The following is a 25,153-nucleotide window of genomic DNA, read 5'->3' as shown; positions in this document are numbered from 1 at the left end:
TGGGACATAGTTTGTTTCTGAAATCGGGCAAATCATGGATCGTCTACAAGCAATGCGCGTGTTCGTCACGGTGGTCGACCTCGGCAGCCAGTCAGCCGCCGCCGATCACCTGGAGCTGTCACGGCCGGTGGTTTCGCGATATCTGGCGGAACTGGAAGACTGGGTCGGCGCGCGCCTGATGCACCGCACCACGCGCAAGTTGAGCCTCACCGCCGCCGGCAACGAGACGCTGCCGCGCTGCCGACAAATGCTCGACCTGTCTTCGGACATGCAGGCCGCCGTCAGCGAACCCGACGACGCGCCGCGCGGGCTGCTGCGGATCAGCGTCAGTACCTCGTTTGGCCAGGCGCAACTGGCCGATGCCGTGGCGGCCTACGTCAAACGCTATCCGGGGGTCAGCATCGAACTGCAGATGCTCGATCGCACGGTCAACCTGGTGGATGAGCGCATTGACCTGGCGATTCGCACCAGCAATGACCTGGACCCAAACCTCATCGCGCGGCGGCTGACGGTCTGCCGCTCGGTGATCTGCGCCGCCCCCGCTTACCTGCTAGAGCACCCGACGCCGCGGCGGGTCGAAGACCTGAGCCAGCATAACTGCCTGACCCACTCGTATTTCGGCAAAAGCCTGTGGCATTTCGAGCAGGACGGTGAACCGGTGTCGATCCCGGTGCAGGGCAACATCAGCGCCAATGAAGCCAGTACGCTGCTGCGCGCGACGATGGCCGGCGCCGGGGTGGCGATGCTCCCGAGTTATCAGGCCGGCGTGCATATCCACAGTGGCGAACTGATCCGTCTGTTGCCCGACGCCAAACCGCGGCAGATGGACATCTACGCGGTGTATGCCTCGCGCAAGCACATGCCGGCGGCGTTGCGCACTTTGCTGGATTTCCTGGTGTCGAGATTTCCGGAAGAACCGGCGTGGGATGTCGGCCTGTAAACCTCGTCCCCGAGGTATGAAGTTCCGCGACTGGCAACTCACCACCGCTGGCCTATGCTGAAGGTAGTACCCATGGGTATTCGTTCAGAGGTCAACGCCGTGGACATCAAAACAAGAAGATACCTCGCGATTTTCCTTACCTGCGCGGCCACGCTGGCGCTGTATGGCACTGCCGCCTGGCGCGTCGAGCAATTGCGGCAATTGCCCCGCGAATATGCGAGTTGCAACTTCGAGCGCTGCATCCCGCACAACGCGACCCTCAACGCCCTTCGCTAACGAAGAGGATCAGGCCTCGTTGTCCTGATCGGCCTTCAAACGGTCGCGAAACGCCTTGGGCGAAATCCCCACCCGGCGTCGGAACAGCCGTGTGAAATTGGTCGGATCGGAAAACCCCAACACGTCGGACATTTCGTAAATGGTCATGCTGGTGTAGGTCAGCAAGCGCTTGGCCTCCAGCAATTGCCGCTCGTGCATGATCTGCAACGCCGGTTGTCCCGCCAGCTCCCGGCAGGTGCCGTTGAGGTGGGACACGGATATACCCAGGCGGTGCGCCAGGTCCTCGACTTTGACGTGCTGGCGATAGGTCTCTTCCACCAGTTGAATGAAGCCGTTGAGGTATTCCCGCGCCCGCTGCGGACGCTGGCTGGCGGAGCGACGCTGCAGCGCCTGGCGGCTGACCCACACCATGATCACGCTGACCAGCGAATGCATGAGCATTTCCCGGGCCGGTTGGTGGCCGGTGTATTCGGCCTGCAACGCGTTGAACAGGCTATTGAGGTACTCACCGTCCGCCCCGGCCGGGTAACTGTCGGCCTGGGCCAAGGCATTTACCGAGTGGCCCAGTTGCGCCTGAAGATGGGCGACCAGCGGCGCCGCCAACGTCAGGACAAATCCTTCGACGTCCTCGGAAAACCGGTAACCGTGCACCGATAATGGCGGTAAGACCAGAATGGTCGGTTCGCTCAGTTGCGTGCGTTTACCGTCGATTTCAAGCTCTGCCTGACCTTTGAATACGAAAAGCAACTGGCACAAGTCGGCGTGGCGATGGGGTTTGATTTCCCATTGATGTTCGCGGCTGCGTTTGGAAATGGTCTCGCAGTGCAGCAAGTCCGGGGTCGGCCAGTCGAGGCTTTCACCGTAGAGCTTGAACACCGGTATCGAAGGCAGGGCAGGCTTGTTCATCACGTCAATCCAGGCCTCGGTTGGTAGCGGGCGGTAATCGCACCGATTGGCAAAATGTACAGCTATTGGCTCAGTTTTCACCTTCAATTGACGGGCCCGCAAGTGAAAAATGCAAGCACTCGATCCATAAAAATAATTCACCGACCCTGGTCGCGTGGCGCTTGCGAGTCCTGAAAACAATGAGAACGCTGAAAACCCAAATCGCCATTATCGGCGCCGGTCCCTCCGGTTTGCTCCTCGGCCAATTGCTGCACAACGCCGGTATCGACACCGTCATCCTTGAACGTCAGACCCCGGACTATGTCCTCGGTCGGATCCGCGCCGGCGTCCTCGAACAAGGCATGGTACAGCTGCTGCGCCAGGCCGGCGTCGGCCAGCGCATGGATGCCGAAGGGTTGGTCCACGGCGGCTTCGAACTGGCCCTCGACGGGCGGCGGGTGCACATTGACCTGCAGGCCCTGACCGGCGGCAAAACCGTGATGATCTACGGCCAGACCGAGGTGACCCGCGATCTGATGGCCGCTCGTCGGGAGGCCGGTGCGACGACGATTTATCAGGCCAGCAACGTCGTGCCCCACGGCATGAAAACCGATGAAACGTTCGTGACCTTCGAGAAGGACGGCGAAACCTGGCGACTGGATTGCGATTACATCGCCGGTTGCGACGGTTTCCACGGCGTGGCCCGGCAATCGATTCCCACCGAGCATCTGAAGGTGTTCGAGCGGGTGTATCCGTTTGGCTGGCTGGGGATTCTCGCCGACACGCCACCGGTTCACGATGAACTGGTCTACGCCCGTCACGAACGTGGCTTCGCCTTGTGCAGCATGCGCTCGGCGACCCGGACCCGTTATTACCTGCAGGTTCCGGCGACGGATCAGGTCGAGGACTGGTCCGATCAGCGCTTCTGGGAGGAACTCAAATCGCGCTTGCCAGAAGCTTTGGCAGAACAACTCGTGACCGGACCGTCCATCGAAAAAAGCATCGCGCCGCTGCGCAGTTTCGTGGTCGAACCGATGCAGTACGGCCGGATGTTCCTGGTCGGCGACGCCGCCCACATCGTGCCGCCCACTGGCGCCAAGGGCCTGAACCTGGCGGCCAGCGACGTCAGCACGCTGTTCAACATCCTGCTGAAGGTTTACCGCGAGGGCCGCGTCGATTACCTGGAGAAATACTCCGAAATTTGCCTGCGCCGGGTCTGGAAAGCCGAGCGGTTTTCCTGGTGGATGACCTCGATGCTGCACAGGTTTGACGATCACGACGCCTTCAGCCAGCGGATCAGCGCGTCGGAGCTGGACTACTTTGTCAGCTCCGAAGCAGGTCAAAAAACCATTGCAGAAAATTACGTCGGGCTTCCGTACGAGGCTATCGAATAGCCTGCTACCGACTTACACTGGCGAGTATCCCGCTCGCCTAACGCTGCGGGCCCCTCACTGCCCGCAGGTTTCACCCGTGACTAATCTGAACCAGCCTGATACGCCCAAACCGGCCATTCGCAGCGTGCTGATCGCCCTGATGCTGGCGATCTTCCTCGGCGCACTGGACCAGACCATCGTCGCCGTCTCGATGCCGGCCATTTCCGCACAGTTCAAGGATGTCAGCCTGCTGGCCTGGGTGATTTCCGGGTACATGGTGGCGATGACCGTGGCGGTGCCGATCTACGGCAAACTGGGCGACCTGTACGGCAGGCGCAAGTTGATGCTGTTCGGCATGGGGCTGTTCACGATTGCTTCGTTTTTCTGTGGCATGGCCCAAAGCATGGAACAGCTGGTGCTGGCGCGCATTCTCCAGGGCATCGGTGCCGGCGGGATGATTTCGGTCAGTCAGGCGATCATCGGCGACATCGTGCCGCCCCGCGAGCGCGGTCGCTATCAAGGCTATTTCAGCAGCATGTACGCGGTGGCGAGCGTGGCCGGCCCGGTGCTCGGCGGCTACATGACCGAATACCTGTCGTGGCGCTGGGTGTTCCTGATCAACCTGCCGCTGGGCCTGGGCGCGTGGCTGGTGGCACATCACACGCTGGTCGGGCTGCCGGTGCCGCAACGCAAACCGGTCATCGACTACCTCGGCACGCTGCTGATGATCATTGGCCTGACGGCCCTGTTGCTCGGCATCACCCAGGTCGGGCAGGGTCATTCGTGGCGCAGTGTTGAAGTGTTGGGTCTGATGGGCTGTGCGGTGGTGGTCCTCGCGTTGTTTGTAGGGCATGAGCGCCGTGCGCGGGAACCGTTGTTGCCCATGCACCTGTTCGCCAACCGCAGTGCGATCCTGTGCTGGTGCACGATTTTCTTTACCAGCTTCCAGGCGATCTCCCTGATCGTGCTGATGCCGTTGCGCTTCCAGAGCGTGACCGGCGCCGGGGCCGACAGTGCCGCACTGCACCTGCTGCCGCTGGCCATGGGCTTGCCGATCGGGGCCTACTTCGCCGGACGCCGGACCTCGGTGACCGGGCGCTATAAACCGATGATCCTCGGCGGCGCCCTGCTCATGCCGATCTCGATCGTTGGCATGGCGTTCAGCCCGCCTCAGGCATTGCTGTTGAGCAGTCTGTTCATGTTGCTCAGCGGCATCGCCGGTGGCATGCAATTCCCCACGTCGCTGGTCGGAACGCAAAACGCGGTGGAACAGCGGGACATCGGCGTCGCCACCAGCACCACCAACCTGTTCCGCTCTCTGGGCGGTGCGGTGGGCGTGGCGTTGATGTCGGCGCTGTTGCTGGCGTTGCTGCAGGATTCAAGTTTCGCCCACCTCGCCGGCTCGACGCTGATTGCCGAGGGCCAATCGGGGAATGTCTTGCTCGATGGCCTGAACGCCGCGCCCGGGGATACGCAGAACGCCTTGCGCGCTGAACTGCTGCTGACCTTTCGGCATTTGCTGATGGTCAGTGCTGCAGTGTCGTTGCTGGGGCTGGCAGCGGCGATTGCCATGCCGAACCGGTTGCTGCGGGGGCGGGAGGACAAGGTTCGGTAGGAAGACCGAGTCGTCTTCATTCGCGAGCCCGCTCCCACAGCGTTCAACCGAAAACCACTGTGGGAGCGGGTTTGCTCGCGAAGGCGATGTGTCATTCAGCGATATTCAAGGGCTGTAATACCCCACCGCCACCAGAAAATGCCCGACTTTCTTCAGGTAGGCGTGCTTGTCCTCGACCTTGCCGGTCACCGGGTTTTTCCAGCGATATTCGTAATCGCCGTAATCCTGCCTGGCGATCAACGCCAGGATCGGCTCACCCACCGGCTTGCCTTCAGGGTCCTTGATCTTGGCAAAATCGCTATTGATCAGCCGCAGGTTGGTGCCATGGGCGACATAGCGCCGGGTGTCCAGGTCGACGACGAACACATACAGGTCGTCCTGCAAGTAGCCGCCTTTTAGCGAGTTGATGGCCGATAGCGTGCCCTTCTCGTCCTTGGCCAGATCGGCCGCCGCTTTGTTCAGCAATGCCATCGCCTGCTCCGCCGACGCCCGTGGCAAGTAATAACCCACCGCCAGAATCCGCTGGCCGATCCGTTGATAGTACACATGCTTGCGCTCGACCTTGCCGTCGGACCAGTTCTGCCAACGGTATTCCGCCTGCTGAACGCCATTGCCTTCCGGCACTTTCAACGCGTCCTTGAAGGCTTTCTGCAAGTCAGGCCCGAGCACGTCGGACACATCCCGTCCGATCAACGCTGAGGAAGGCCCGCCGCTGGCGAGCATCACGCCATTGGTATCGACCACGAACACGTAACGATCCTTGTCGACGAACTCACCCTGGCGACTGAACGCCGCAAACGCCTTGTCACCATTGTCGTGGTAATAGGCCAGGGCTTTTTCCAGCAAGGCGATAGCGGCCTTGCTGTCATCCTTTTCGCTCCCGGCGGCTTGAACCTGCCCCATGCACAGCAACAGCATCCCGCCCAGCAGGGCCAACCTATGCAAAAACCCCATTGCGCATCCCCTCGTTCTTGTTGGTGTTTCAAGAGCGTAGACGGCAATGGGGCAGGTATGGATATTCAGCAACCGGCAAGGGTAATGCCCGGTCGTTATGGCCTGGCGCGCAGCTGCTGCTGCAGGTTCTGAATCTGTGCCTGGAGCGTGTTGATGTTGCGGGTGACCGAGCTGCGGAAGGCGTCAAACTCGGCGGTGTTGGACGAGGCAGGTGCGGCGGCCGGGCGGTTGTCCTGCTCGCTTTTGAGCACGATCATGTCCTGTTCCAGGCGCTCGATGGCGGCGCTCGGGTTGCCTTGCTTTTTCAGCGCGGCAATGTCGGCGCTCAGGCTTTTCAGCTGGGCGTCGATCTTGTCGGTGGCCGCCGGGGCGCTTTTCAGGGCCGCCAGTTCACCGCTCAAGGCTTTGACCTGGGCCTGCAATTGCGTGTTGGCGGTCTGCTGCTCAGTGCCCTGCGCGCTGACTTGCGCCAGACGCTTGTCCAGATCGCTGGTTTGCGCGGTCATTTGCGCCAGTCGCTTGTCCAGCTCAGAGGTCTGGCCGACCACGCCTTGTTGTTGCGTGCTCTGGTCCTGGAGTCTGCTTTCCAGCTGCTTGATCTGCAGTTTCAGCGCTTCGCTGTCGCTGCTGACGTTGGTCTGACTGGCGACGACCTTGCCGGAAATGTCTTGTAAGCGCCCCGCCGCTTCTTCACTGATGCGCGCGAAACTTTCCTGGGTGGCGACCAACTGCTGTTCCATCAGGGAAATCTGCTGAAAGCTCCACCAGGCCAGGCCGGCAAACGCAAAGAACAAGGCGCCGACCAGTGCCCACAACGGGCCGGTGCTTGGCGCCTTGACCTTGACCACTGGCGGCGTGCGCGAGTGCACCGAGGTGCGCGCGGTGGTCGGAAAATCATCGTCGTCGAGGACGTCGGCACGCAGGCTTGGTACATCGTCGAAGTCGTCGTTGGCATCGTTACGCATGGACATTGAGTCAACCTTTGTGAAACGCGGTGATGGCTTGATGCGGCGAAGTATAAACCCGTCGGCCGCCTCGATTGACCCTGGATTCCCCGGCCCGGTTCAGAAACGGACCTGTCTGTGTGTCAGCGAATGTCCTGGGCTTTCCACCAGCCGCAGAATTCATCGAGAGCGGTCCAGAGGCTGACCTTCGGATCGTAGTCCAGATAATGCCGCGCGCGGCTGATGTCCAGGGTGAAATTTTTGTTCATCACCTGCATGCCCAGGCGTGACAGCGTGGGCTCGGGACGACCGGGCCACAGTTTGCACGCGCCCTCGTTGAGCGCCGCCACGCTGTAGGCCAGGCCGTAGGAACGGTAGCGGGTCACTTGTGGGACATCCATCTTGCGCATGACGTAATTGACCACGTCCCACAACGGAATCGGCGTTCCGTTGCTGATGTTGTAGGCCTTGCCCAACGCCGATCCGCTGGCCAGCAAACTGCTGAGCAACGCTTCGTTGAGGTTCTGCACGCTGGTGAAATCGACCTTGTTCAAACCATTGCCGACGATAGCCAGGCGCCCTTTGCGCTGCATCTTCAACAACCGCGGAAAAATGCTCATGTCGCCGGCTCCGGTGACGAAGCGCGGGCGCAGGGCCAGGGTTTCCAGGCCGAATTCCTGGGCGCCGAAGACCTTCTGCTCGGCCAGGTATTTGGTCGCGGCGTAGTGATGTTTGAAGCGTTTGGGCACCTGTTCTTCGGTCAGCCCGAGGTGATCGCGGCCATCGAAGTAGATCGATGGCGAAGACAGGTGCACCAGGCGCCGGACACGTTGCTTGAGGCACGCCTCGACCACATTTTCGGTGACCTGCACGTTGCCCTGATGAAAGTCCTGATAACGCCCCCATAAACCGACCGCCCCGGCGCAGTGCACCACGGCCTCGACATCGGCACACAGCTCGCGCGCCAGTTCCGGGTCGCTCAAGTCGCCCTGGATGAATTCGGCGCCGCGGCGCACCAGGTGTTCGACGCTTTCGGCCCGGCGCCCGTTGACCCGCACGTCCAGGCCCTGCTCCAGGGCGAAACGCGCAAAGCGCCCGCCAATGAAGCCGCTTGCGCCGGTGACCAGAATCTTCATGTAGTGCTCCGAATATTTCGTTTTGCGTAGTGCGTGAGGTCTTGACGCTGCGGCTCAGTCCAACGGCACCAGCCATTGCTTCGACGAGCGCACCAATTGATCGGTGAGCAACCCCAGCAACTGACCGCCATTGCGCCAATGATGCCAGTACAGCGGCACATCGATAGGCTTATCTGGCAACAGCTCGCACAAAACCCCGCGTTCCAGTTGCTCGCGGACCTGCAGTTCCGGCACCAGTCCCCAGCCAAGACCGGCTTCGGTCAGGCGAATGAAGCCTTCGGAGGACGGGCACAGATGGTGTTCGAATCCGCCGTCCACGCCCAGGGATGCGAGGTAGCGATGTTGCAGGAAATCGTCCGGACCGAAGACCAGGGCCGGCGTTTTCGACAACTGATCGGCGCGCACGCCTTGGGGAAAGTGCCGGGCAATGAAGGCCGGGCTGGCCAGGGCGCGATAACGCATCGCCCCCAGCAAGACGCTGCGTGCACCGGCCACCGGGCGTTCGCTGGCGCAGACGCACGCGGCCACTTCGCCTGCGCGCATGCGCTTGAGGCCGACGGTCTGGTCTTCGACCACCAGGTCCAGCAGCAAGTGTTGCTCGGCGCAGAATTCACCGACTGCCTCGGCCCACCACGTGGCCAGGCTGTCGGCGTTGAGCGCGATGCGCAGGCGTTCCGGCAGGCCTTCTTCGTCCAGCGCCGGGACCAGGGTTTGCAGATCCCGTTCGAGCAGGCGCACCTGCTGCACGTGGTTGAGCAAACGTCGACCGATGTCGGTCGGCGCCGGCGGCGTGACACGCACCAGCACCGGTTGGCCGACCCGCGCTTCCAGTAATTTGATGCGCTGGGAGATTGCCGATTGCGACAACCCCAACACCTGCGCCGCCCGTTCAAAACCGGCCTGCTCGACCACCGCGGCCAGGGCAGAAAGCAATTTATAGTCGAACATCAGTTTTCCTAATGAGCAATCAGCATGATTGGTTTTTCTTATACAGCCGATCACCGGAGAATGGCCAGCAAGAACTCTTGAACAAGGAACACCGACATGGCTGGCGAAACTTCATTGGCAACACTCTTGCGCAGCATGAGCCCGCACCTCAATGCCGGCGAGTACGTGTTCTGCACCTTGCGCGACGGTCAGTTGCCGGCGGGCATCGACATCATCGGCAGCTTTCGCGAGCAAGAGGGTCTGACGGTGATTCTGGAACGTTCCCACGCTGAACGCGCAGGTTTCAGCTTCGACTACGTTGCCGCCTGGATCACCCTGAACGTGCATTCGGCGCTGGAAGCCGTCGGCCTGACCGCCGCCTTCGCCAGCGCACTGGGCCGGGCCGGCATCAGTTGCAACGTGATCGCCGGTTACTACCACGACCATTTGTTCGTCGGCCAGGCCGATGCCGAGCGCGCCCTGCAGGTGTTGCGCGACCTGGCAGCGAACGCGGAGTGAACCCTATGTGGCAAAGCTATGTGAACGGCCTGCTGGTGGCCGCCGGGCTGATCATGGCGATCGGCACTCAAAACGCCTTTGTGCTGGCACAGAGCCTGCGCCGCGAACATCACCTGCCGGTAGCGGCGCTCTGCGTCGTCTGCGATGCGCTGCTGGTGGCCGCCGGGGTTTTCGGTCTGGCGACCGTGCTGGCGCACAACCCGACATTGCTGGCGGTGGCCCGTTGGGGCGGCGCGGTTTTTCTGATCGGGTACGGCAGCCTCGCGCTGCGTCGGGCGTGCTCGAAGCAAAGTTTGCAGCAGGGGGAACACCAGACCGTCCGTTCACTGCGCGCGGTGCTGCTCAGCGCCCTGGCGGTGACCCTGCTCAACCCGCACGTTTATCTGGATACGGTGTTGCTGATCGGCTCCCTTGGTGCTCAACAGACCGAACCCGGCGCCTACGTGGTCGGCGCGGCCAGTGCGTCATTACTGTGGTTCTTTACCCTGGCGCTCGGCGCCGCGTGGCTCGCGCCCTGGCTGGCTCGGCCGGGCACCTGGCGGATTCTGGATCTGCTGGTCGCCGCGATGATGTTCACGGTGGCCTTTCAATTAATCACGGCTGCCTGAATATTCCAAAAGGCTCTGGAACCTCTATTCCACACAGTTGTTGCGTGGTTATGCCGCACCCCCGGTGCTATGATCCGGTCGATGCGCCGCAAAGAGTACAAACTCCCCGGCGCTTGTCTGGCCGCCCGTGATCGGCCTTGCGACCACCGCAACTGACCTGATTAGGAGAATCATCATGGCTTTCGAATTGCCGCCGCTGCCCTACGCACACGATGCCCTGCAGCCGCACATTTCCAAGGAAACTCTGGAATACCACCACGACAAGCACCACAACACCTACGTCGTGAACCTGAACAACCTGGTGCCTGGCACCGAGTTCGAAGGCAAGACCCTGGAAGAAATCGTCAAATCTTCCTCGGGTGGCATCTTCAACAACGCCGCTCAAGTCTGGAACCACACCTTCTATTGGAACTGCCTGGCACCCAATGCCGGCGGTCAACCAACCGGCGCACTGGCTGACGCGATCAACGCTTCCTTCGGTTCGTTCGACAAGTTCAAAGAAGAATTCAGCAAAACCTCCATCGGCACCTTCGGTTCCGGTTGGGGCTGGCTGGTGAAAAAAGCTGACGGTTCCCTGGCCCTGGCCAGCACCATCGGCGCCGGCAACCCGCTGACCAACGGCGACACCCCGCTGCTGACCTGCGACGTCTGGGAACACGCTTACTACATCGACTACCGCAACGTTCGTCCGAAGTACGTCGAAGCGTTCTGGAACCTGGTCAACTGGAAATTCGTGGCTGAGCAGTTCGAAGGCAAAACCTTCACCGCTTAAGATCGTTTGCCAGTCAAGAAACCCGGCTTATATGCCGGGTTTTTTTATGGGTGTGGGAAGTACACCTGATAGTTTGAGGCGGGTGACAGGCCGCCTTCGCTGGCAGGCCAGCTCCCACAGGGATCGAGTTTATCTATGAAATCAGATCCAACCTCCACCGATACCCCCTGTAGGAGCGAGCATGCTCGCGAAGAACGCCCAGCCAACACGGGCATCCAGACAACCAGCGTCATCGTTCACGACCATCGTCGGAACGCCGCCCGGAGCCTGCTCGCTCCTACAGTAGAGCGAGAGCGCCGCACACCACCCAACCACGAGGTCGAGCGTTAGCTCGCCTGGCGCTTTTGATCTTGCTTTTGATTTTGATCCACCCGCCCCTTCGGGAGGCTGAGTGGAGGTGTTCATCCGGGGAGTGGCGCGCAGCGCCGTTCGACGCAGTCGAACACGCTGCATGCAGGTCGTCGCGAAGCAGACCGGAGGGCAGTGTCCCCGGATGAATACCGCAGCGAAGGAACGCCGAGCCCCAGCGAGGGGCCGGACGCTCGGGGCGAGCCTTTTTTGCTTACTTTTTTGGCGTTTGAAAAAAAGTGAGTCGCCGTCAGGGCGAAACCCCAAGCAGCCGTTACCGCAGCAATGGATATGTACACCCCTCCAAAACCCGGTCGGCTATAAGGCCGCCATCGCCAGCAAACCAGCTCCTACAGGCGAACGGCGCCCATCAGACGATGGCCGATTTCCCACAATGAAACCAGCCTTCAACCCCTTGCCCCAACGCCATAGCCGTCTAACATCAACCAAAAGGAAAATAAGTCCAAATCCCCCTCAAGTTGAAGGACTCGACTACCGACACAGTACTAATCGCACAAACACCCCAGGCAATAGCATTTCGGCCAACCCCACAGGCAAACTCCCCTGTGTTCGATTGTCCCTTTGACTGCCATCACCGGATTGCCAATACTCATGGCAACTTGATGCTACCTGCACGGAACAAGGAATGACTCTTTGAAGCTGGAACTCAAGAACAGCTTGTCGGTGAAGTTGCTCCGGGTCGTGCTCCTGTCGGCATTGATCGTCGGCGTGGTCTTGAGCTGCGCGCAGATCGTTTTCGATGCCTATAAAACACGCCAGGCCGTGGCCAGCGATGCCCAGCGCATCCTCGACATGTTCCGCGATCCCTCAACACAGGCCGTCTACAGCCTGGACCGGGAGATGGGCATGCAGGTCATCGAAGGCCTGTTCCAGGACGACGCCGTGCGCAAGGCCTCCATCGGCCACCCCAATGAAGCGATGCTCGCGCAAAAGTCCCGCGACTTGCAGCACTCCAACAGTCGCTGGCTTACCGACCTGATCCTGGGCAAGGAACGTACCTTTACCACCCAACTGGTGGGACGTGGTCCCTACAGTGAATATTACGGTGACCTGAGCATCACCCTCGACACCGCCACCTATGGGCAAGGGTTCATCGTCAGTTCCGTGATCATTTTCATATCCGGTGTACTACGCGCCCTGGCCATGGGGCTGGTGCTGTACCTGGTCTATCACTGGCTGCTGACCAAGCCGCTGTCGCGAATCATCGAGCACCTGACCGAAATCAACCCGGACCGCCCCAGCGAACACAAGATTCCGCAACTCAAGGGCCACGAAAAAAACGAACTGGGCATCTGGATCAACACGGCCAACCAGTTACTCGAATCCATCGAACGCAACACCCACCTGCGCCACGAAGCGGAAAACAGTCTGCTGCGCATGGCCCAGTACGATTTCCTCACCGGTCTGCCGAACCGCCAGCAATTGCAGCAGCAACTGGACAAGATTCTCGTCGACGCCGGCAAGCTGCAGCGTCGGGTCGCAGTGCTATGCGTGGGCCTCGATGACTTCAAAGGCATCAATGAGCAATTCAGTTATCAGACCGGCGACCAATTGCTGCTGGCATTGGCCGATCGTCTGCGGGCCCACAGTGGTCGCCTGGGCGCCCTCGCCCGCCTGGGCGGCGATCAGTTCGCCCTGGTTCAAGCCGATATCGAACAGCCCTATGAAGCAGCCGAACTGGCGCAAAGCATTCTCGATGACCTGGAGGCGGCCTTTGCCCTCGATCATCAGGAGATTCGCCTGCGGGCCACCATCGGCATCACGCTGTTCCCCGAGGACGGTGACAGCACCGAGAAGTTGCTGCAAAAGGCCGAGCAGACCATGACCCTGGCCAAGACCCGCTCGCGCAACCGATATCAGTTTTATATCGCCAGCGTCGACACCGAGATGCGCCGCCGTCGCGAGCTGGAAAAAGACCTGCGCGATGCCCTGATCCGGGATCAGTTCTACCTCGTCTACCAGCCGCAGATCAGCTACCGCGATCACCGGGTGGTGGGCGTCGAGGCGCTGATTCGCTGGCAACATCCCGAGCACGGCCTCGTGCCACCGGACCTGTTCATTCCGCTGGCCGAGCAGAACGGCACGATCATCGCCATCGGCGAATGGGTGCTGGATCAGGCTTGCAAACAACTGCGCGACTGGCACGACCAGGGGTTCATCGACCTGCGCATGGCCGTGAACCTGTCCACCGTCCAACTGCACCACGCCGAGCTGCCGCGGGTGGTCAACAACCTGCTGCAGATGTACCGCCTGCCACCGCGCAGCCTGGAGCTGGAAGTCACCGAAACCGGCCTGATGGAAGACATCAGCACCGCCGCCCAGCACCTGCTGAGCCTGCGTCGTTCCGGCGCGCTGATCGCCATCGACGACTTCGGCACCGGCTACTCGTCGCTGAGCTATCTGAAAAGCCTGCCGCTGGACAAGATCAAGATCGACAAGAGTTTCGTTCAGGACCTGCTCGATGACGACGACGATGCCACCATCGTTCGGGCCATCATCCAGCTGGGCAAGAGCCTGGGCATGCAGGTCATTGCCGAAGGCGTGGAAACCGCCGAGCAGGAGGCCTATATCATCTCCGAAGGCTGTCATGAAGGTCAGGGCTACTTCTACAGCAAGCCGTTGCCGGCGCGGGAACTGGGCGCCTACCTCAAGCAGGCCCAGCGCAGCAACGCCGCTATCCTGTAATCACACGACCCCCTGTAGGAGCGAGCTAGCTCGCGATGGTCGTCAACGATGACGATGGAAACCTGACACCCCGCGTCGTTCCCAGGCTCATCGTCGAAACGCCGCCCGGAGCAAGCTCGCTCCTACAGGAAACGAGCCGCGATCGTTCCTACCTGTCACAACCAATCCGTGAATAAGAAATATTTACAACCACAACCCTTTACACATAATGCGAAAGATTTGCATTATGTCGCAGTTTTGCGCGCGTGCTGCGCCATTCCACCCCCTCTCGAAGCAGGATGTTCGCCATGATTCGTATGCCTCTGGCTACCGCCAGTCTGTTGGCCATCGCTATTTCCCTCGCCGGTTGTGGCGAAGGCAAAGACAAAGCCGCCGCTCCGGCACCGACCCCAGCCGCTACCACCACGGCCCCGGCTGCTGCACCAGCGCCGGCCGCCGCTGACGGCAAAGTCGATGAAGCCGCCGCCAAAGCCGTTGTCGCGCATTACGCCGACATGGTCTTCGCCGTTTACAGCGATGCCGAATCCACCGCGAAAACCCTGCAAACCGCCATCGACGCCTTCCTCGCGAAGCCGAACGCCGACACCCTGAAAGCCGCCAGGGCTGCATGGGTCGCTGCACGCGTTCCTTACCTGCAGAGCGAAGTGTTCCGTTTCGGCAACACCATCATCGACGACTGGGAAGGTCAGGTGAACGCCTGGCCACTGGACGAAGGCCTGATCGACTACGTCGACAAATCCTACGAGCACGCACTGGGTAACCCGGGCGCCACGGCCAATATCATTGCCAACACCGAAGTCCAGGTCGGCGAAGACAAGATCGACGTGAAAGACCTCACTCCGGAAAAACTCGCCAGCCTGAACGAGCTGGGTGGTGCCGAGGCCAACGTCGCCACCGGCTACCACGCCATCGAATTCCTGCTCTGGGGCCAGGACCTGAACGGCACCGGCCCTGGCGCCGGCAACCGTCCAGCCTCGGACTACCTGGAAGGCGCCGGCGCGACCGGTGGTCACAACGATCGTCGTCGTGCTTACCTGAAATCCGTGACCCAGCTGCTGGTCAGCGACCTGGAAGAAATGGTCGGTAACTGGAAGCCGAACGTGGCCGACAACTACCGCGCCACCCTGGAAGCCGAACCGGCTGAATCCGGCCTGCGCAAAATGCTGTTCGGCATGGGCAGCCTGTCCCTCGGCGAACTGGCGGGCGAGCGCATGAAGGTGTCCCTGGAAGCCAACTCTCCGGAAGACGAACACGACTGCTTCAGCGACAACACCCACAACTCGCAGTTCTACGATGCCAAAGGCATTCGTAACGTGTACCTGGGCGAATACACCCGCGTCGACGGCACCAAACTGACCGGCGCCAGCCTGTCGTCCCTGGTGGCCAAGGCCGACCCGGCTGCCGATACCGCGCTGAAAGCCGACCTGGCTGCCACCGAAGCGAAGATGCAGGTCATCGTTGATCACGCCAACAAGGGTGAGCACTACGACCAGTTGATCGCGGCGGGCAACACCGCTGGCAACCAGATCGTCCGCGACGCCATCACGTCCCTGGTCAAGCAGACCGGTTCGATCGAAGCCGCCGCCGGCAAGCTGGGCATCAGCGATTTGAACCCGGACAACGCCGACCACGAGTTCTGATCCACACCGATCAGTCACGCGTCATGAAAAAGCCCCGATTGTTCGGGGCTTTTTCATGCGGCCAAATCAGGCTCAAACCCGAATGACAAAAACCTCCACCGCCGCGCCCGCGACCGGTATACGCACACCGCCCACCAACGACACAAACTGATTGGCGGCCTGAGCCTGGGTCACCAGCGTGCGCGTTGCGTCATCCATCAACTCGGATCGTGGTGCCACGTACTGGCTGCCATCGACCAGATCACCAAGCACCCTGCGCGATGTCAGCCAAAACAATTGCGCTCGTCCCGGACGCTTGAATAACAGTTCCGAACCGAGACGATAGCCCGGGATTATCTCGTAGCCACTGCTGACCAGCCGTTCGCTCAGCAGCGCGCGCAGGGAGTCTTCCGTTCCAGAGCGCATCACTCCGTGCAGCAAGGTTTCGATTCCGTCGGTTCTCAGCCGCAACCGATTGAACGGGCCGGAATAGCTCTCCAGCAGCCACTGGCCTGCCGCGTTCTTGGGCGTCACGGGCAACAACGACAGCGGGTCACCCAGCGACCCCGATTCCAATGAACGTCCGCGCCAGGACTTCAACGTCCGAAAGATGATGGCCAGTCCCGATGCGGTCACACCATTCGGATTCGCCTGGCCAAACAGCGTTTGAGCCACCTGCTGTCGGCTGACGGAGCTGAAGGTCGGAAACGCATCGCCTACGTAGCTGGTGATCGTTTTATTGAAGGACAGATTGAACGAGTTGACCCAGCGTTTATCGACAGGGGCGAAATACACCGGCCGCGGCTGACTGAACATATCCGTCGAAATCAGGTGTTCAAACTGGGCGAAATGGTTGATGTCGATCCGGTTGTCGAAGATGAAGGCCAGATCGGGCGACGCGTATTCGCCCGAAGGCAGGATCGGGTAGTAGTGGTCATCAATCTTGATGTAGTCAGGTCCTGTCGGACGCTGATCAACAGCCTTGCGCTTATAAATGCCCAACTCGGCATTGACTTGTTCGAGGTCGCCCGCCTCGATACGCTGTCCCCAGTCGAGGAATTTTTCCTGGGGCGGCCGAATGCGAACGGGTGGTAAAGGCGCGGGCGGGCGTGGCTGGCTCGGACCACCCCCGGACACAACCGGTGCAGTCGGCTCATGCGCCACCCTCCCACCGGAAAAACCTGCCGGTGCACTGTGCCCCAGCAGTCGCATGCGCAGGATCTGGTCACTGACCCGCATGTATTGAGCGAACGCCAAGGTCGCCGTGCCGGAACGCAGGTGCTCGACAAAACTCAGCCCCAGTTCGACTTCACGCCCCCGCGGAAAATTGAAGGCCTCGAACACCCGACGGGCCTGGTGCTCGTCGAGGAACGGATACAGGTTGCGCAGCGCATCCTGCGGCGAAATACCGCCCAGCGCCGGCGCATCGGGATGCGTGCCGATTTCCCATTGTCCTTGGTCCGTGCGGCGGATCGGCGAGTAATGCTTCTGGAACGGCTTGCGCGCATCCCTGATCCGCCAGGCCTCTTCAAAACCCTCGTCAATGATCGAATACCAGTGCTTGCGGTCATTCAGAAAATAGCGCTTGGCGTTGTCGCCCTTCGCGCGCTTGTAGTAGATACCCTTGCCTTCCCAACCCTTGAGCTCGATCAGCCCGTCAGGCTTTTTGCCGAGGGCCATTTGCGGATTCAGATTTCGCCCGCCCGCATCGACGCGGGTCGCGCCAGGGATGGCGCCACGTAGAACCGCCGCGCCCATTACCCCGTCGATCAACACGCCGGTAAATTCGGCCAGCGCCCGGACGATGTGCTGCGCGGCACCGGCACGATCACCGATCTGCCCCGCCTCCACCGCGTTGAAAATGGAAATCAGGCTGCGGGCAATGCCGAGGGGCAGCGTGACATGCACCGGCAAGACCATGGTCAACACATCGATCACCGTGGTGGTGATGAGCAGGCCCGTCTCGACATTGGTCTGGTGCGTAGTCGTGACCTGAGCCGCTGCGTCGTTGATCGCAAAATTGGCCTCGACCTCGTAGGCGTCCTCGAACACATTGTTGGCGATGCTGGTCATGTTGACCGTCGAGACATCGCCACGGCCCTTCAAGGTGGCCTGAACCTGAGCCTGGAACGCCCGATCCACACGCCCCACCAGATAGTCACGCCAGGAACTGTTATGGACGAAGTCGACCATCAGGCGCTCTTTCGGATACTCATGAAACGCCCGGCCGCCCGGCGCGCCTGGCGTATACACAACGATCGAGCCCGTACCGGCCGACGCGGTGGCAAACAACAGCACGCCACGCACTCTCTGCCCGCGCAGTTGCAGGTATTGAACGGTGACCCGGTGGCCTTCCACGGTTTTGCGCTGATCGCTGTCCGTCGGCGCATCGAGCACCGCTTGCACCCAATGGAAACCACGTTCCAGCCGGTCGGGCAGGAAATCGCCATTGATCTTGGCTTCCAGGGCATCCAGCCGCAGTTGCCGCTCGACGAGGCCGGCGAAGGACTGCTTGCGTGCCAGCGCCGCCGGTGAAGTGACCAGGCTCGCCTTCAGGAAATCCTGATGGGCCTGACCGACGTTAGTCGTGCGGATCAAGTTCTTGACTTGCTCAACAGTCAAATCGTCGTAGGCCGTCAGCGCTTCGGCTGCCGGCGGCTTGGACGGACCGGTTTTTTTCGGCTCGCCGACGACGGCGGTTTTCAGGCTCAGTTTTGCGTATCGAGTGAAGTTGTGATCAATACCGGAAATGTTATCCAGCGCCAGCTCGGTCAACGTCCGCTGACGATGCTTGTAGCGAAATTCGCCGGGCTCGCGAATGGAGGTGCCCGGTGCGCCCGAAGGAATCGCATTGATCGGCAGTTCGGGCTCTTTGGTGTGCACGACGACGTCGTCCGGGTTCACGGTCAAGCCATGCTCCGCTTCAAGGGCGACGCGTAGTTGCCGGTTGCTGTAGGCCAGCAGTTCGCGGCGGTCACTGAACTGCTCCAGTGACGGCAAGCCTTCGTACTCCGGCAGACTGCTCAGCGCCTCGGCGTAGTTTTTGAACGCAACCGCCCAGGCCTGCTTATCCGAAGAAGTCGCGTCCTTCAGAAAAGCGATCAACCGCGCCTTGCACTGCTTCCTGAGCCGCGCCTCCATGATCGGCTGGATATCGAAGGCGCGGCGCAGATCGGTTACCCGGTCGATGGCGGCAGGCAGGTTCGCCATGTCCGCGTGCACACCCTGCTTCACATACCTGGCGAGGGTCGAGTCGAGGTTTGCCCGGATCAACCGGCATTGCGACTCGATGCCGTAGTCGAAGGGCGAATCCAGGCGTTCGAGGTATTTCACCTGATCACGCTCGGGGGCTTTGCCCTGAAGGGTGATCACGCGCGCCTGGTCCTGGTCAGCGACCAGCGCGATCAACGCGGCGAACTCGATGGCGTGGCTCAGACGGCGATGCAACTCGCGATCAAGGCTGGCCAGGGATTCGAATTCTTCCAGGCCATTGTTCGGCGTGAACAGCAACACCGTGCCGACATTGGCATTCGGCTCGACGGGCCGGACCACCGGTGCGGTGACCTCGCTTTCCCAGCGCACTTCGGCGTCCTGCGGGTCCCGCGCGGTGAGGATGAACGCGCCGTGCAGCGTGATCACATCCGCCGCGCTGTCGCGCAGGGCAATCGCATACACGCACGGGCGATAATCCTCCAACGCCTGCCGGGCCTGCGCATCGGGGTAGCGCAAGACCTTTTCGAACAGGCCGACCGCGCTGACACTGAGCAGCCCGTCGTTCTTGAGCAGGGCGACTTCGGCCTTCAGCTGCTTGATGCGGGTGTCCACCAGCCACTGCTTGTACGTGCGCGGGTCCGTCGGGCTGCAGGTTTGCGTCCAGTAGCGCTGCAGGTACCGGGTGTATTGCGCCGGCACTCCGACAGCCATCTGGTCGAGAAAGGTGTCGAACGCCTCGGGGGTGAGCGCGGTGTACGGCAACGCTTCGCCACCGCTATCGCTCGCGCAATGGAAACTGGCTTTGCGCTGCGCATAATCCGAGGCCTGCCCGCTGACGATGCGCCGCACGACGGCGTCCATCAGGCTCGGCGGTATCGTTTGCAGGTCGGCTTTCTGCGCCGGGTCATCGACCTGGATGAAGCAGCGCAGCAAATCGGCGGCCGGCTTCAGCATGGGGAAGTGTTTGGCGAACGCCTGCCTGACGAACTCATGAAAATGTGGCCTGGGCGCAAACCGTTCCGCCATCTGAATATCAAGCGCAGCGAGTGAGTCTTGCAGGCGGGTCTGGACAGGACTGACTCGGGCGCTCGACAACGCGGTCCGCGCGGAAGATTGAACATCATGTTGCATGGGGCAAACTCCGGATAAAAGACAACCGGCATGCTGCCGCTGCACCGTGGGCCCCGTGCGGTACATATCTATCGGTCGGGATCGCTGACGTGCTCCCGATCAAGTAAACGATAATTCCTCTTATTCAATCTCCCCTGCCCTGTTAGACTTTGCGCCCTTGTTTTGCTCGTCTTGCAGGATGTCTGATGCCTTCGCTGCTTCTTCGCTTGTCCGCACTGTTGCTGGCCCTGGGCCTGAGTGCCTGCGATGACGCCCCGCGTTTTACCAAGGCCGAACCCGGTGAAGCCCGGTCCGGTGGCAGCGCAACCGTGCGCAAGACCGATCAGAACGCTTTCTCCCTGCCTTCCGCCAACCTGCCGCCCTCGCGGCGGGTGGACTTCAGCGTCGGCAACAGTTTCTTCCGCAATCCCTGGGTGATCGCCCCGTCGACCACCACCGCCCGGGACGGCCTCGGTCCGTTGTTCAACACCAACGCCTGCCAGAATTGCCACATCAAGGACGGCCGCGGGCATCCGCCACCACCGGATGCCACGAATGCCGTGTCGATGCTGGTGCGCCTGTCGATCCCCGATGCGCCGGCCTACGCCAAAGTCATCGAACAGCTCGGCGTGGTCCCGGAGCCGGTCTACGGCGGGCAATTCCAGGACATGGCGATCCCTGGGGTGACCCCGGAAGGCAAGGTACGGGTCGATTACACGCCGGTCTCGGTGCGTTTCAAGGACGGCACCGAAGTCGAGTTGCGCCAACCACGCCTGAACATCACCCAGCTGGGCTACGGCCCGATGCATCCCGACACCCGTTTTTCGGCCCGAATCGCGCCGCCGATGATCGGCCTCGGCCTGCTCGAAGCGATCCCCGACGAGGCGATCCTGGCCAACGCCGAGGCGCAGGCCAAAGAAAACAACGGCATCGCCGGCCGGCCGAACCGGGTCTGGGACGACGCCCAGCAGAAAACCGTGCTCGGGCGCTTTGGCTGGAAGGCCGGGCAACCCAACCTCAATCAACAAAACGTTCACGCGTTCTCTGGTGATATGGGCCTCACCACCCGCCTGAGACCGTTCGATGACTGCACCGCCGCGCAAACCGCTTGCCAGCAGGCGCCCAACGGCAACGGCCCGGAGGGCGAGCCGGAAGTCAGCGACAACATCCTGCGCCTGGTGCTGTTCTACAGCCGCAACCTCGCCGTACCGGCCCGCCGCGATGTTGGCACGCCGCAAGTGCTGGCCGGCAAGAATCTGTTTTTCCAGGCCGGTTGCCAGTCCTGTCATACGCCGAAATACACGACCGCCGCCAACGCCGCCGAACCTGAACTGGCCAATCAAGTGATTCGCCCGTACAGCGATCTGCTGCTGCACGACATGGGCGACGGCCTGGCCGACAACCGCACCGAGTTCCAGGCCGGTGGCCGCGACTGGCGCACCCCGCCGTTGTGGGGCATCGGCCTGACGCAGGCGGTCAGTGGCCACACCCAGTTCCTTCATGACGGCCGCGCCCGCAATCTGCTCGAAGCCGTGCTTTGGCATGGCGGCGAGGCGAAAGCGGCGCAGCAACAGGTCTTGTCTTTCAACGCCGAGCAGCGTGCTGCGTTGCTGGCGTTTTTGAATTCTCTTTAAACACTAATAAAGAATCGGGAGCCCGACATGTTCCGCCCCAAATTGTTGTTCACCAGCCTCGCCGCCCTCGCCCTCGGCGCCTGTTCACCGCAGGATCCGCAGGCCGTCACCTCGGCGGCCATTGCCAAGTCGGTGATCCTGCCGACCTACACCCGCTGGGTCGAGGCCGATCGCCAGTTGGCGGTCAGCGCCCTGGCCTACTGCGAAGGCAAGGAAAACCTCGACACCGCCCGCGCCGACTTCCTGCACGCGCAGAAAGCCTGGGCCGAGCTGCAACCGCTGCTGATCGGTCCGCTGGCCGAAGGCAATCGCGCCTGGCAGGTGCAGTTCTGGCCGGACAAGAAAAACCTCGTCGGCCGTCAGGTCGAGCAACTGGTCAGCGCCCAGCCGCAGATCGATGCCGAAGCGCTGGCCAAGTCCAGCGTGGTGGTGCAAGGCTTGTCCGCCTATGAATACATCCTGTTCGACAGCAAGCCGGACGTCGCCAACGACGCGCAGAAAGCCAAGTATTGCCCGTTGCTGAAAGCGATTGGCGAGCGCCAGAAACTGCTGGCCGAAGACATTCTGAAAAGCTGGAACAACACCGACGGCATGCTCGCGCAGATGAGCAAGTTTCCGAACCAGCGCTACGCCGATTCCCACGAAGCCATTGCCGATCTCCTGCGCGTGCAGGTCACCGCGCTCGACAGCCTGAAGAAAAAACTCGGCACGCCGATGGGCCGCCAGAGCAAGGGCGTGCCGCAACCCTTCCAGGCCGATGCATGGCGCAGCCAGTCGTCCCTGGCCGGCCTCGAAGCCAGCCTCGCCGCGGCTAAAACCGTGTGGGAAGGCGTCGACAACAAGGGCCTGCGCGGTCTGCTGCCGAGCGAGCAGAAGCCGTTGGCCGACAAGATCGACGCGGCCTACGCCGCCTCTCTGAAACTGTTTGCCAGCAACCAGCGTTCGTTGACCGAAATGCTCAACGACGACGCCGGGCGCCAGCAACTCAACGATCTCTACGACAGCCTCAACGTCGTCCATCGCCTGCACGAAGGCGAGCTGGCCAAGGCGCTGGGCATCCAACTGGGCTTCAACGCCAACGACGGTGACTGATGAGGGCGAGTGCCATGCTGCGACGACAGGCTCTGACGTTAGGTAGCTTGCTGCTGGGAGCAGTGACCCTGGGCGGCTGGACGCTGTTCAAGCAAAAGGACAAGAGCCCGCTGCTGCTCTCGGCGCGGGACGATGGCGACGGCAAGCATTACGCCGTCGGTTATCGGCTGGACGGCACGCGGGTGTTCGCTACCGAGGTCGGCCAGCGCTGCCACGACATCATCAATCACCCGACGCTGCCGATTGCACTGTTTGTCGCCCGGCGTCCCGGCACCGAAAGCTACCTGATCGACCTGCGCGACGGCACGCTGCTGCAAACCGTGGTCTCTCGGAAGAACCGGCATTTCTACGGTCACGCGGTGATCCATAAAAGCGGCGACTGGCTGTACGCCACCGAGAACGACACGTCCGATCCGGGGCGTGGATTGCTCGGTGTGTATAAGTTCGAAGGCGAGCGCCTGGTGCACAGCGGCGAGATTTCCACCCATGGCATCGGTCCGCACCAGGTGTCGTGGATGCCCGATGGCGAAACCCTGGTGGTGGCCAACGGCGGCATTCGCACCGAGGCCGAGAGCCGGGTCGAGATGAACCTCAATGCCATGGAACCGAGCCTGGTATTGATGCAACGCGACGGCACGCTGCTGAGCAAGGAAACCCTCGCACAGCAGATGAACAGTGTTCGCCACCTGGGAATTGCCAGCGACGGCACCATCGTTGCCGGCCAGCAATTCATGGGCCCGTCCCATGAATCGTCGGAGCTGTTGGCGATCAAGCGTCCCGGCCAGCCGTTCATGGCGTTCCCGGTGCCCGAGCATCAGTTGCAGGCCATGGGGCATTACACCGCCAGCGTTGCGGTGCACAGTGACTTGCGCCTGGTGGCGTTGACCGCGCCCCGGGGTAACCGCTTTTTCATCTGGGACATGGACAGCGGCGAAGTGCGCCTCGACGCACCACTGCCCGATTGCGCCGGGGTCGGTGCGGTGGCCGACGGGTTTGTCGTGACCTCCGGGCAAGGTCGTTGCCGGTATTACGATTGCCGTCAGACAAAACTTGTTGCAAAACCACTGGAGCTGCCGGCAGGGCTGTGGGACAACCACCTCCACCTGATCTGAACATCAGCCCCCTGTAGGAGCGAGCTTGCTCGCGATGGTCGTGAACGATAACGCGGGGGGCCTGGATGCCTGCGGTGTCTGGACGTTCTTCGCGAGCAAGCTCGCTCCTACAGGGTCTGGCGTCGGCTGGTAAAAGTGCCAGCTGGAATACCCTTGGCACTCGCGGTAATGTGCCTCACTGTCTCACCTGATTTTCTCCAAGGAAGTGGAAATATGCTGCGTCGCCGCATGCTGATCATGTTGGGTGTTGTTCTGTTGATCGTGCTGGTCCTGGCCGGTTACAAAGCCTTCTCCATCTACACGATGATCCAGGGCTTCTCTGCGCCGAAACCGCCGATCAGCGTCGCCGTGGCCACGGCCAAGGAACAACCGTGGCAAGCACGCCTGCCCTCGGTCGGCACGCTGACAGCGCTGCAAGGTGTCGACTTGAGCCTGGAAGTCGCCGGCACCGTGACCGCCGTGCAGTTCGAGTCCGGACAGAAGGTCAAGGCCGGCCAGCCGATCGTGCAACTCGACACCGGCGTGGAAAGCGCCTTGCTGGAAACCGCGCAAGCCGACCTAGGCCTGGCCCAGGTGGATTACAGCCGTGGCAGTCAGCTGGTGGGCAGCCAGGCCATTTCCAAAGGTGAGTTCGACCGACTCTCGGCCGTGCTGAAAAAGAACAAGGCGACGGTCAACCAGCTCCAGGCATCCCTCGCCAAAAAACGCATCCTCGCGCCCTTCAGCGGCACCATTGGCATTCGTCAGGTCGACGTCGGCGACTACCTCGCCAGCGGCACCATGATCGCCACCCTGCAAGACCTCAGCAGCCTCTATGTGGATTTCTTCGTGCCTGAGCAATCGGTGCCGAAAATCGCCCTCGGCCAGCCGGTGCAGATCATTGTCTCGGCTTACCCGGCGCAAACCTTTCCCGGCACCCTCAGTGCGATCAACCCGAAAGTCGAAAACAGCACCCGCAACGTCCAGGTGCGCGCGACCCTGGCCAATCCCGATGGCAAATTGTTGCCCGGCATGTTCGCCAGCCTGCAGGTGATGTTGCCCGACCCGCAGCCGCGCATCGTCGTGCCGGAAAGCGCGATCACGTACACGCTGTACGGCAACTCCCTCTACGTCGTCGCGCAGAAGAAACGCGAAGACGGCACCGTGGAGAAAGACGACAAGGGTGAACCGATCCTGATCGCCGAGCGCCGCTTCATCGAAACCGGCGAACGCCGCGAGGGGGAGGTGATGATTACCAAGGGCGTGCAGAAAGGCGAAAAAGTGGTCACGGCCGGCCAGATCAAACTGGACAACGGCGCGCACATTGCCATCAGCGACGACAAGACTTTAGCCGAGAAGAACAGCCCGCCTCGCGTGGACTGATCAAGGAA

Annotated in this window: 19 protein-coding genes; 13 read left to right on the top strand and 6 right to left on the bottom strand. The window is 61.5% G+C overall.

Going from position 1 to position 25,153, the window contains the following annotated elements:
* The first annotated feature begins 34 nt into the window (after window positions 1-34).
* On the top strand, window positions 35-940 hold the full coding sequence (locus tag NTD84_RS27285) for a LysR family transcriptional regulator (RefSeq protein WP_262172175.1): 906 nt from the start codon (window positions 35-37) through the stop codon (window positions 938-940).
* A 72-nt stretch (window positions 941-1,012) separates the two neighbouring features.
* Window positions 1,013-1,216, top strand: a complete 204-nt coding sequence (locus NTD84_RS27280) for a hypothetical protein (RefSeq protein WP_262172288.1) — start codon at window positions 1,013-1,015, stop codon at window positions 1,214-1,216.
* A 9-nt stretch (window positions 1,217-1,225) separates the two neighbouring features.
* Here the strand turns inward: NTD84_RS27280 and NTD84_RS27275 are convergent, their stop codons facing one another.
* Window positions 1,226-2,122 carry a helix-turn-helix domain-containing protein gene (locus tag NTD84_RS27275; protein ID WP_262172174.1) on the bottom strand — a complete coding sequence of 299 codons (897 nt, stop codon included), beginning with the start codon at window positions 2,120-2,122 and terminating at the stop codon, window positions 1,226-1,228.
* A 188-nt stretch (window positions 2,123-2,310) separates the two neighbouring features.
* Here NTD84_RS27275 and pobA point away from each other — a divergent pair, with 188 nt between their 5' ends.
* Window positions 2,311-3,495: a 4-hydroxybenzoate 3-monooxygenase gene (gene pobA / locus NTD84_RS27270; protein WP_262172286.1), complete on the top strand. Its 1,185-nt coding sequence runs from the start codon at window positions 2,311-2,313 to the stop codon at window positions 3,493-3,495.
* 76 nt (window positions 3,496-3,571) lie between these two features.
* On the top strand, window positions 3,572-5,089 hold the full coding sequence (locus NTD84_RS27265; RefSeq protein WP_262172173.1) for an MDR family MFS transporter: 1,518 nt from the start codon (window positions 3,572-3,574) through the stop codon (window positions 5,087-5,089).
* Between the two features lie 105 nt (window positions 5,090-5,194).
* Here NTD84_RS27265 and NTD84_RS27260 read toward each other — a convergent pair whose 3' ends face one another.
* From NTD84_RS27260 to NTD84_RS27245, 4 genes are all read right to left on the bottom strand, one after another.
* Entirely contained in the window at window positions 5,195-6,043 is an 849-nt protein-coding gene (locus tag NTD84_RS27260; protein ID WP_262172172.1) for a cache domain-containing protein, read from the bottom strand.
* A 95-nt stretch (window positions 6,044-6,138) separates the two neighbouring features.
* Entirely contained in the window at window positions 6,139-7,014 is an 876-nt protein-coding gene (locus NTD84_RS27255; RefSeq protein ID WP_262172171.1) for an ATPase, read from the bottom strand.
* Between the two features lie 116 nt (window positions 7,015-7,130).
* Window positions 7,131-8,123 (bottom strand): NAD-dependent epimerase/dehydratase family protein, encoded by a 993-nt coding sequence (locus tag NTD84_RS27250; protein WP_262172170.1) that lies wholly within the window; start codon window positions 8,121-8,123, stop codon window positions 7,131-7,133.
* A 54-nt stretch (window positions 8,124-8,177) separates the two neighbouring features.
* Window positions 8,178-9,071 (bottom strand): LysR family transcriptional regulator ArgP, encoded by an 894-nt coding sequence (locus tag NTD84_RS27245; RefSeq protein WP_262172169.1) that lies wholly within the window; start codon window positions 9,069-9,071, stop codon window positions 8,178-8,180.
* A gap of 96 nt (window positions 9,072-9,167) precedes the next feature.
* Here NTD84_RS27245 and NTD84_RS27240 point away from each other — a divergent pair, with 96 nt between their 5' ends.
* The 5 genes from NTD84_RS27240 to NTD84_RS27220 all read left to right on the top strand — a co-directional run bounded on the left by NTD84_RS27240 (window position 9,168) and on the right by NTD84_RS27220 (window position 15,643).
* Window positions 9,168-9,569 carry an ACT domain-containing protein gene (locus tag NTD84_RS27240; protein WP_262172168.1) on the top strand — a complete coding sequence of 134 codons (402 nt, stop codon included), beginning with the start codon at window positions 9,168-9,170 and terminating at the stop codon, window positions 9,567-9,569.
* Between the two features lie 5 nt (window positions 9,570-9,574).
* Window positions 9,575-10,177 (top strand): LysE/ArgO family amino acid transporter, encoded by a 603-nt coding sequence (locus tag NTD84_RS27235; RefSeq protein WP_262172167.1) that lies wholly within the window; start codon window positions 9,575-9,577, stop codon window positions 10,175-10,177.
* Between the two features lie 175 nt (window positions 10,178-10,352).
* On the top strand, window positions 10,353-10,949 hold the full coding sequence (locus NTD84_RS27230) for a superoxide dismutase (RefSeq protein ID WP_262172166.1): 597 nt from the start codon (window positions 10,353-10,355) through the stop codon (window positions 10,947-10,949).
* 1,002 nt (window positions 10,950-11,951) lie between these two features.
* Window positions 11,952-14,003 (top strand): putative bifunctional diguanylate cyclase/phosphodiesterase, encoded by a 2,052-nt coding sequence (locus tag NTD84_RS27225; RefSeq protein WP_262172165.1) that lies wholly within the window; start codon window positions 11,952-11,954, stop codon window positions 14,001-14,003.
* 287 nt (window positions 14,004-14,290) lie between these two features.
* Window positions 14,291-15,643, top strand: a complete 1,353-nt coding sequence (locus NTD84_RS27220; RefSeq protein ID WP_262172164.1) for an imelysin family protein — start codon at window positions 14,291-14,293, stop codon at window positions 15,641-15,643.
* A 72-nt stretch (window positions 15,644-15,715) separates the two neighbouring features.
* On the opposite strand, the gene NTD84_RS27215 is transcribed toward NTD84_RS27220, so the two are convergent.
* Window positions 15,716-19,966, bottom strand: coding sequence for a dermonecrotic toxin domain-containing protein (locus NTD84_RS27215; protein WP_262172163.1), 4,251 nt, complete (start codon window positions 19,964-19,966; stop codon window positions 15,716-15,718).
* A 185-nt stretch (window positions 19,967-20,151) separates the two neighbouring features.
* Here NTD84_RS27215 and NTD84_RS27210 point away from each other — a divergent pair, with 185 nt between their 5' ends.
* The 4 genes from NTD84_RS27210 to NTD84_RS27195 all read left to right on the top strand — a co-directional run bounded on the left by NTD84_RS27210 (window position 20,152) and on the right by NTD84_RS27195 (window position 25,145).
* Entirely contained in the window at window positions 20,152-21,579 is a 1,428-nt protein-coding gene (locus NTD84_RS27210; RefSeq protein WP_262172162.1) for a di-heme oxidoredictase family protein, read from the top strand.
* A 27-nt stretch (window positions 21,580-21,606) separates the two neighbouring features.
* Complete coding sequence (locus tag NTD84_RS27205; RefSeq protein ID WP_262172161.1) at window positions 21,607-22,671, top strand: imelysin family protein; 1,065 nt, start codon at window positions 21,607-21,609, stop codon at window positions 22,669-22,671.
* 14 nt (window positions 22,672-22,685) lie between these two features.
* Window positions 22,686-23,783: a DUF1513 domain-containing protein gene (locus NTD84_RS27200; protein ID WP_262172160.1), complete on the top strand. Its 1,098-nt coding sequence runs from the start codon at window positions 22,686-22,688 to the stop codon at window positions 23,781-23,783.
* A 213-nt stretch (window positions 23,784-23,996) separates the two neighbouring features.
* Window positions 23,997-25,145: an efflux RND transporter periplasmic adaptor subunit gene (locus NTD84_RS27195; protein WP_262172159.1), complete on the top strand. Its 1,149-nt coding sequence runs from the start codon at window positions 23,997-23,999 to the stop codon at window positions 25,143-25,145.
* Window positions 25,146-25,153 lie beyond the last annotated feature (8 nt).

The organism is Pseudomonas sp. 14P_8.1_Bac3 (genome assembly GCF_025466085.1).
GTDB lineage: Bacteria > Pseudomonadota > Gammaproteobacteria > Pseudomonadales > Pseudomonadaceae > Aquipseudomonas.
Note: the sequence above shows the minus strand (reverse complement) of the source record. Positions and strands in the feature narration are given on the sequence as shown.

Excerpts from the sequence above, each read along its gene's own strand:
- NTD84_RS27285 (WP_262172175.1), top strand. The coding sequence starts at position 35 with ATGGATCGTCTACAAGCAATGCGCGTGTTCGTCACGGTGGTCGACCTC.
- NTD84_RS27280 (WP_262172288.1), top strand. The coding sequence starts at position 1,013 with ATGGGTATTCGTTCAGAGGTCAACGCCGTGGACATCAAAACAAGAAGA.
- NTD84_RS27275 (WP_262172174.1), bottom strand. The coding sequence starts at position 2,122 with ATGAACAAGCCTGCCCTGCCTTCGATACCGGTGTTCAAGCTCTACGGT.
- NTD84_RS27260 (WP_262172172.1), bottom strand. The coding sequence starts at position 6,043 with ATGGGGTTTTTGCATAGGTTGGCCCTGCTGGGCGGGATGCTGTTGCTG.
- NTD84_RS27255 (WP_262172171.1), bottom strand. The coding sequence starts at position 7,014 with ATGTCCATGCGTAACGATGCCAACGACGACTTCGACGATGTACCAAGC.
- NTD84_RS27250 (WP_262172170.1), bottom strand. The coding sequence starts at position 8,123 with ATGAAGATTCTGGTCACCGGCGCAAGCGGCTTCATTGGCGGGCGCTTT.
- NTD84_RS27245 (WP_262172169.1), bottom strand. The coding sequence starts at position 9,071 with ATGTTCGACTATAAATTGCTTTCTGCCCTGGCCGCGGTGGTCGAGCAG.
- NTD84_RS27240 (WP_262172168.1), top strand. The coding sequence starts at position 9,168 with ATGGCTGGCGAAACTTCATTGGCAACACTCTTGCGCAGCATGAGCCCG.
- NTD84_RS27235 (WP_262172167.1), top strand. The coding sequence starts at position 9,575 with ATGTGGCAAAGCTATGTGAACGGCCTGCTGGTGGCCGCCGGGCTGATC.
- NTD84_RS27230 (WP_262172166.1), top strand. The coding sequence starts at position 10,353 with ATGGCTTTCGAATTGCCGCCGCTGCCCTACGCACACGATGCCCTGCAG.
- NTD84_RS27220 (WP_262172164.1), top strand. The coding sequence starts at position 14,291 with ATGATTCGTATGCCTCTGGCTACCGCCAGTCTGTTGGCCATCGCTATT.
- NTD84_RS27215 (WP_262172163.1), bottom strand. The coding sequence starts at position 19,966 with ATGCAACATGATGTTCAATCTTCCGCGCGGACCGCGTTGTCGAGCGCC.
- NTD84_RS27210 (WP_262172162.1), top strand. The coding sequence starts at position 20,152 with ATGCCTTCGCTGCTTCTTCGCTTGTCCGCACTGTTGCTGGCCCTGGGC.
- NTD84_RS27205 (WP_262172161.1), top strand. The coding sequence starts at position 21,607 with ATGTTCCGCCCCAAATTGTTGTTCACCAGCCTCGCCGCCCTCGCCCTC.
- NTD84_RS27200 (WP_262172160.1), top strand. The coding sequence starts at position 22,686 with ATGCTGCGACGACAGGCTCTGACGTTAGGTAGCTTGCTGCTGGGAGCA.
- NTD84_RS27195 (WP_262172159.1), top strand. The coding sequence starts at position 23,997 with ATGCTGCGTCGCCGCATGCTGATCATGTTGGGTGTTGTTCTGTTGATC.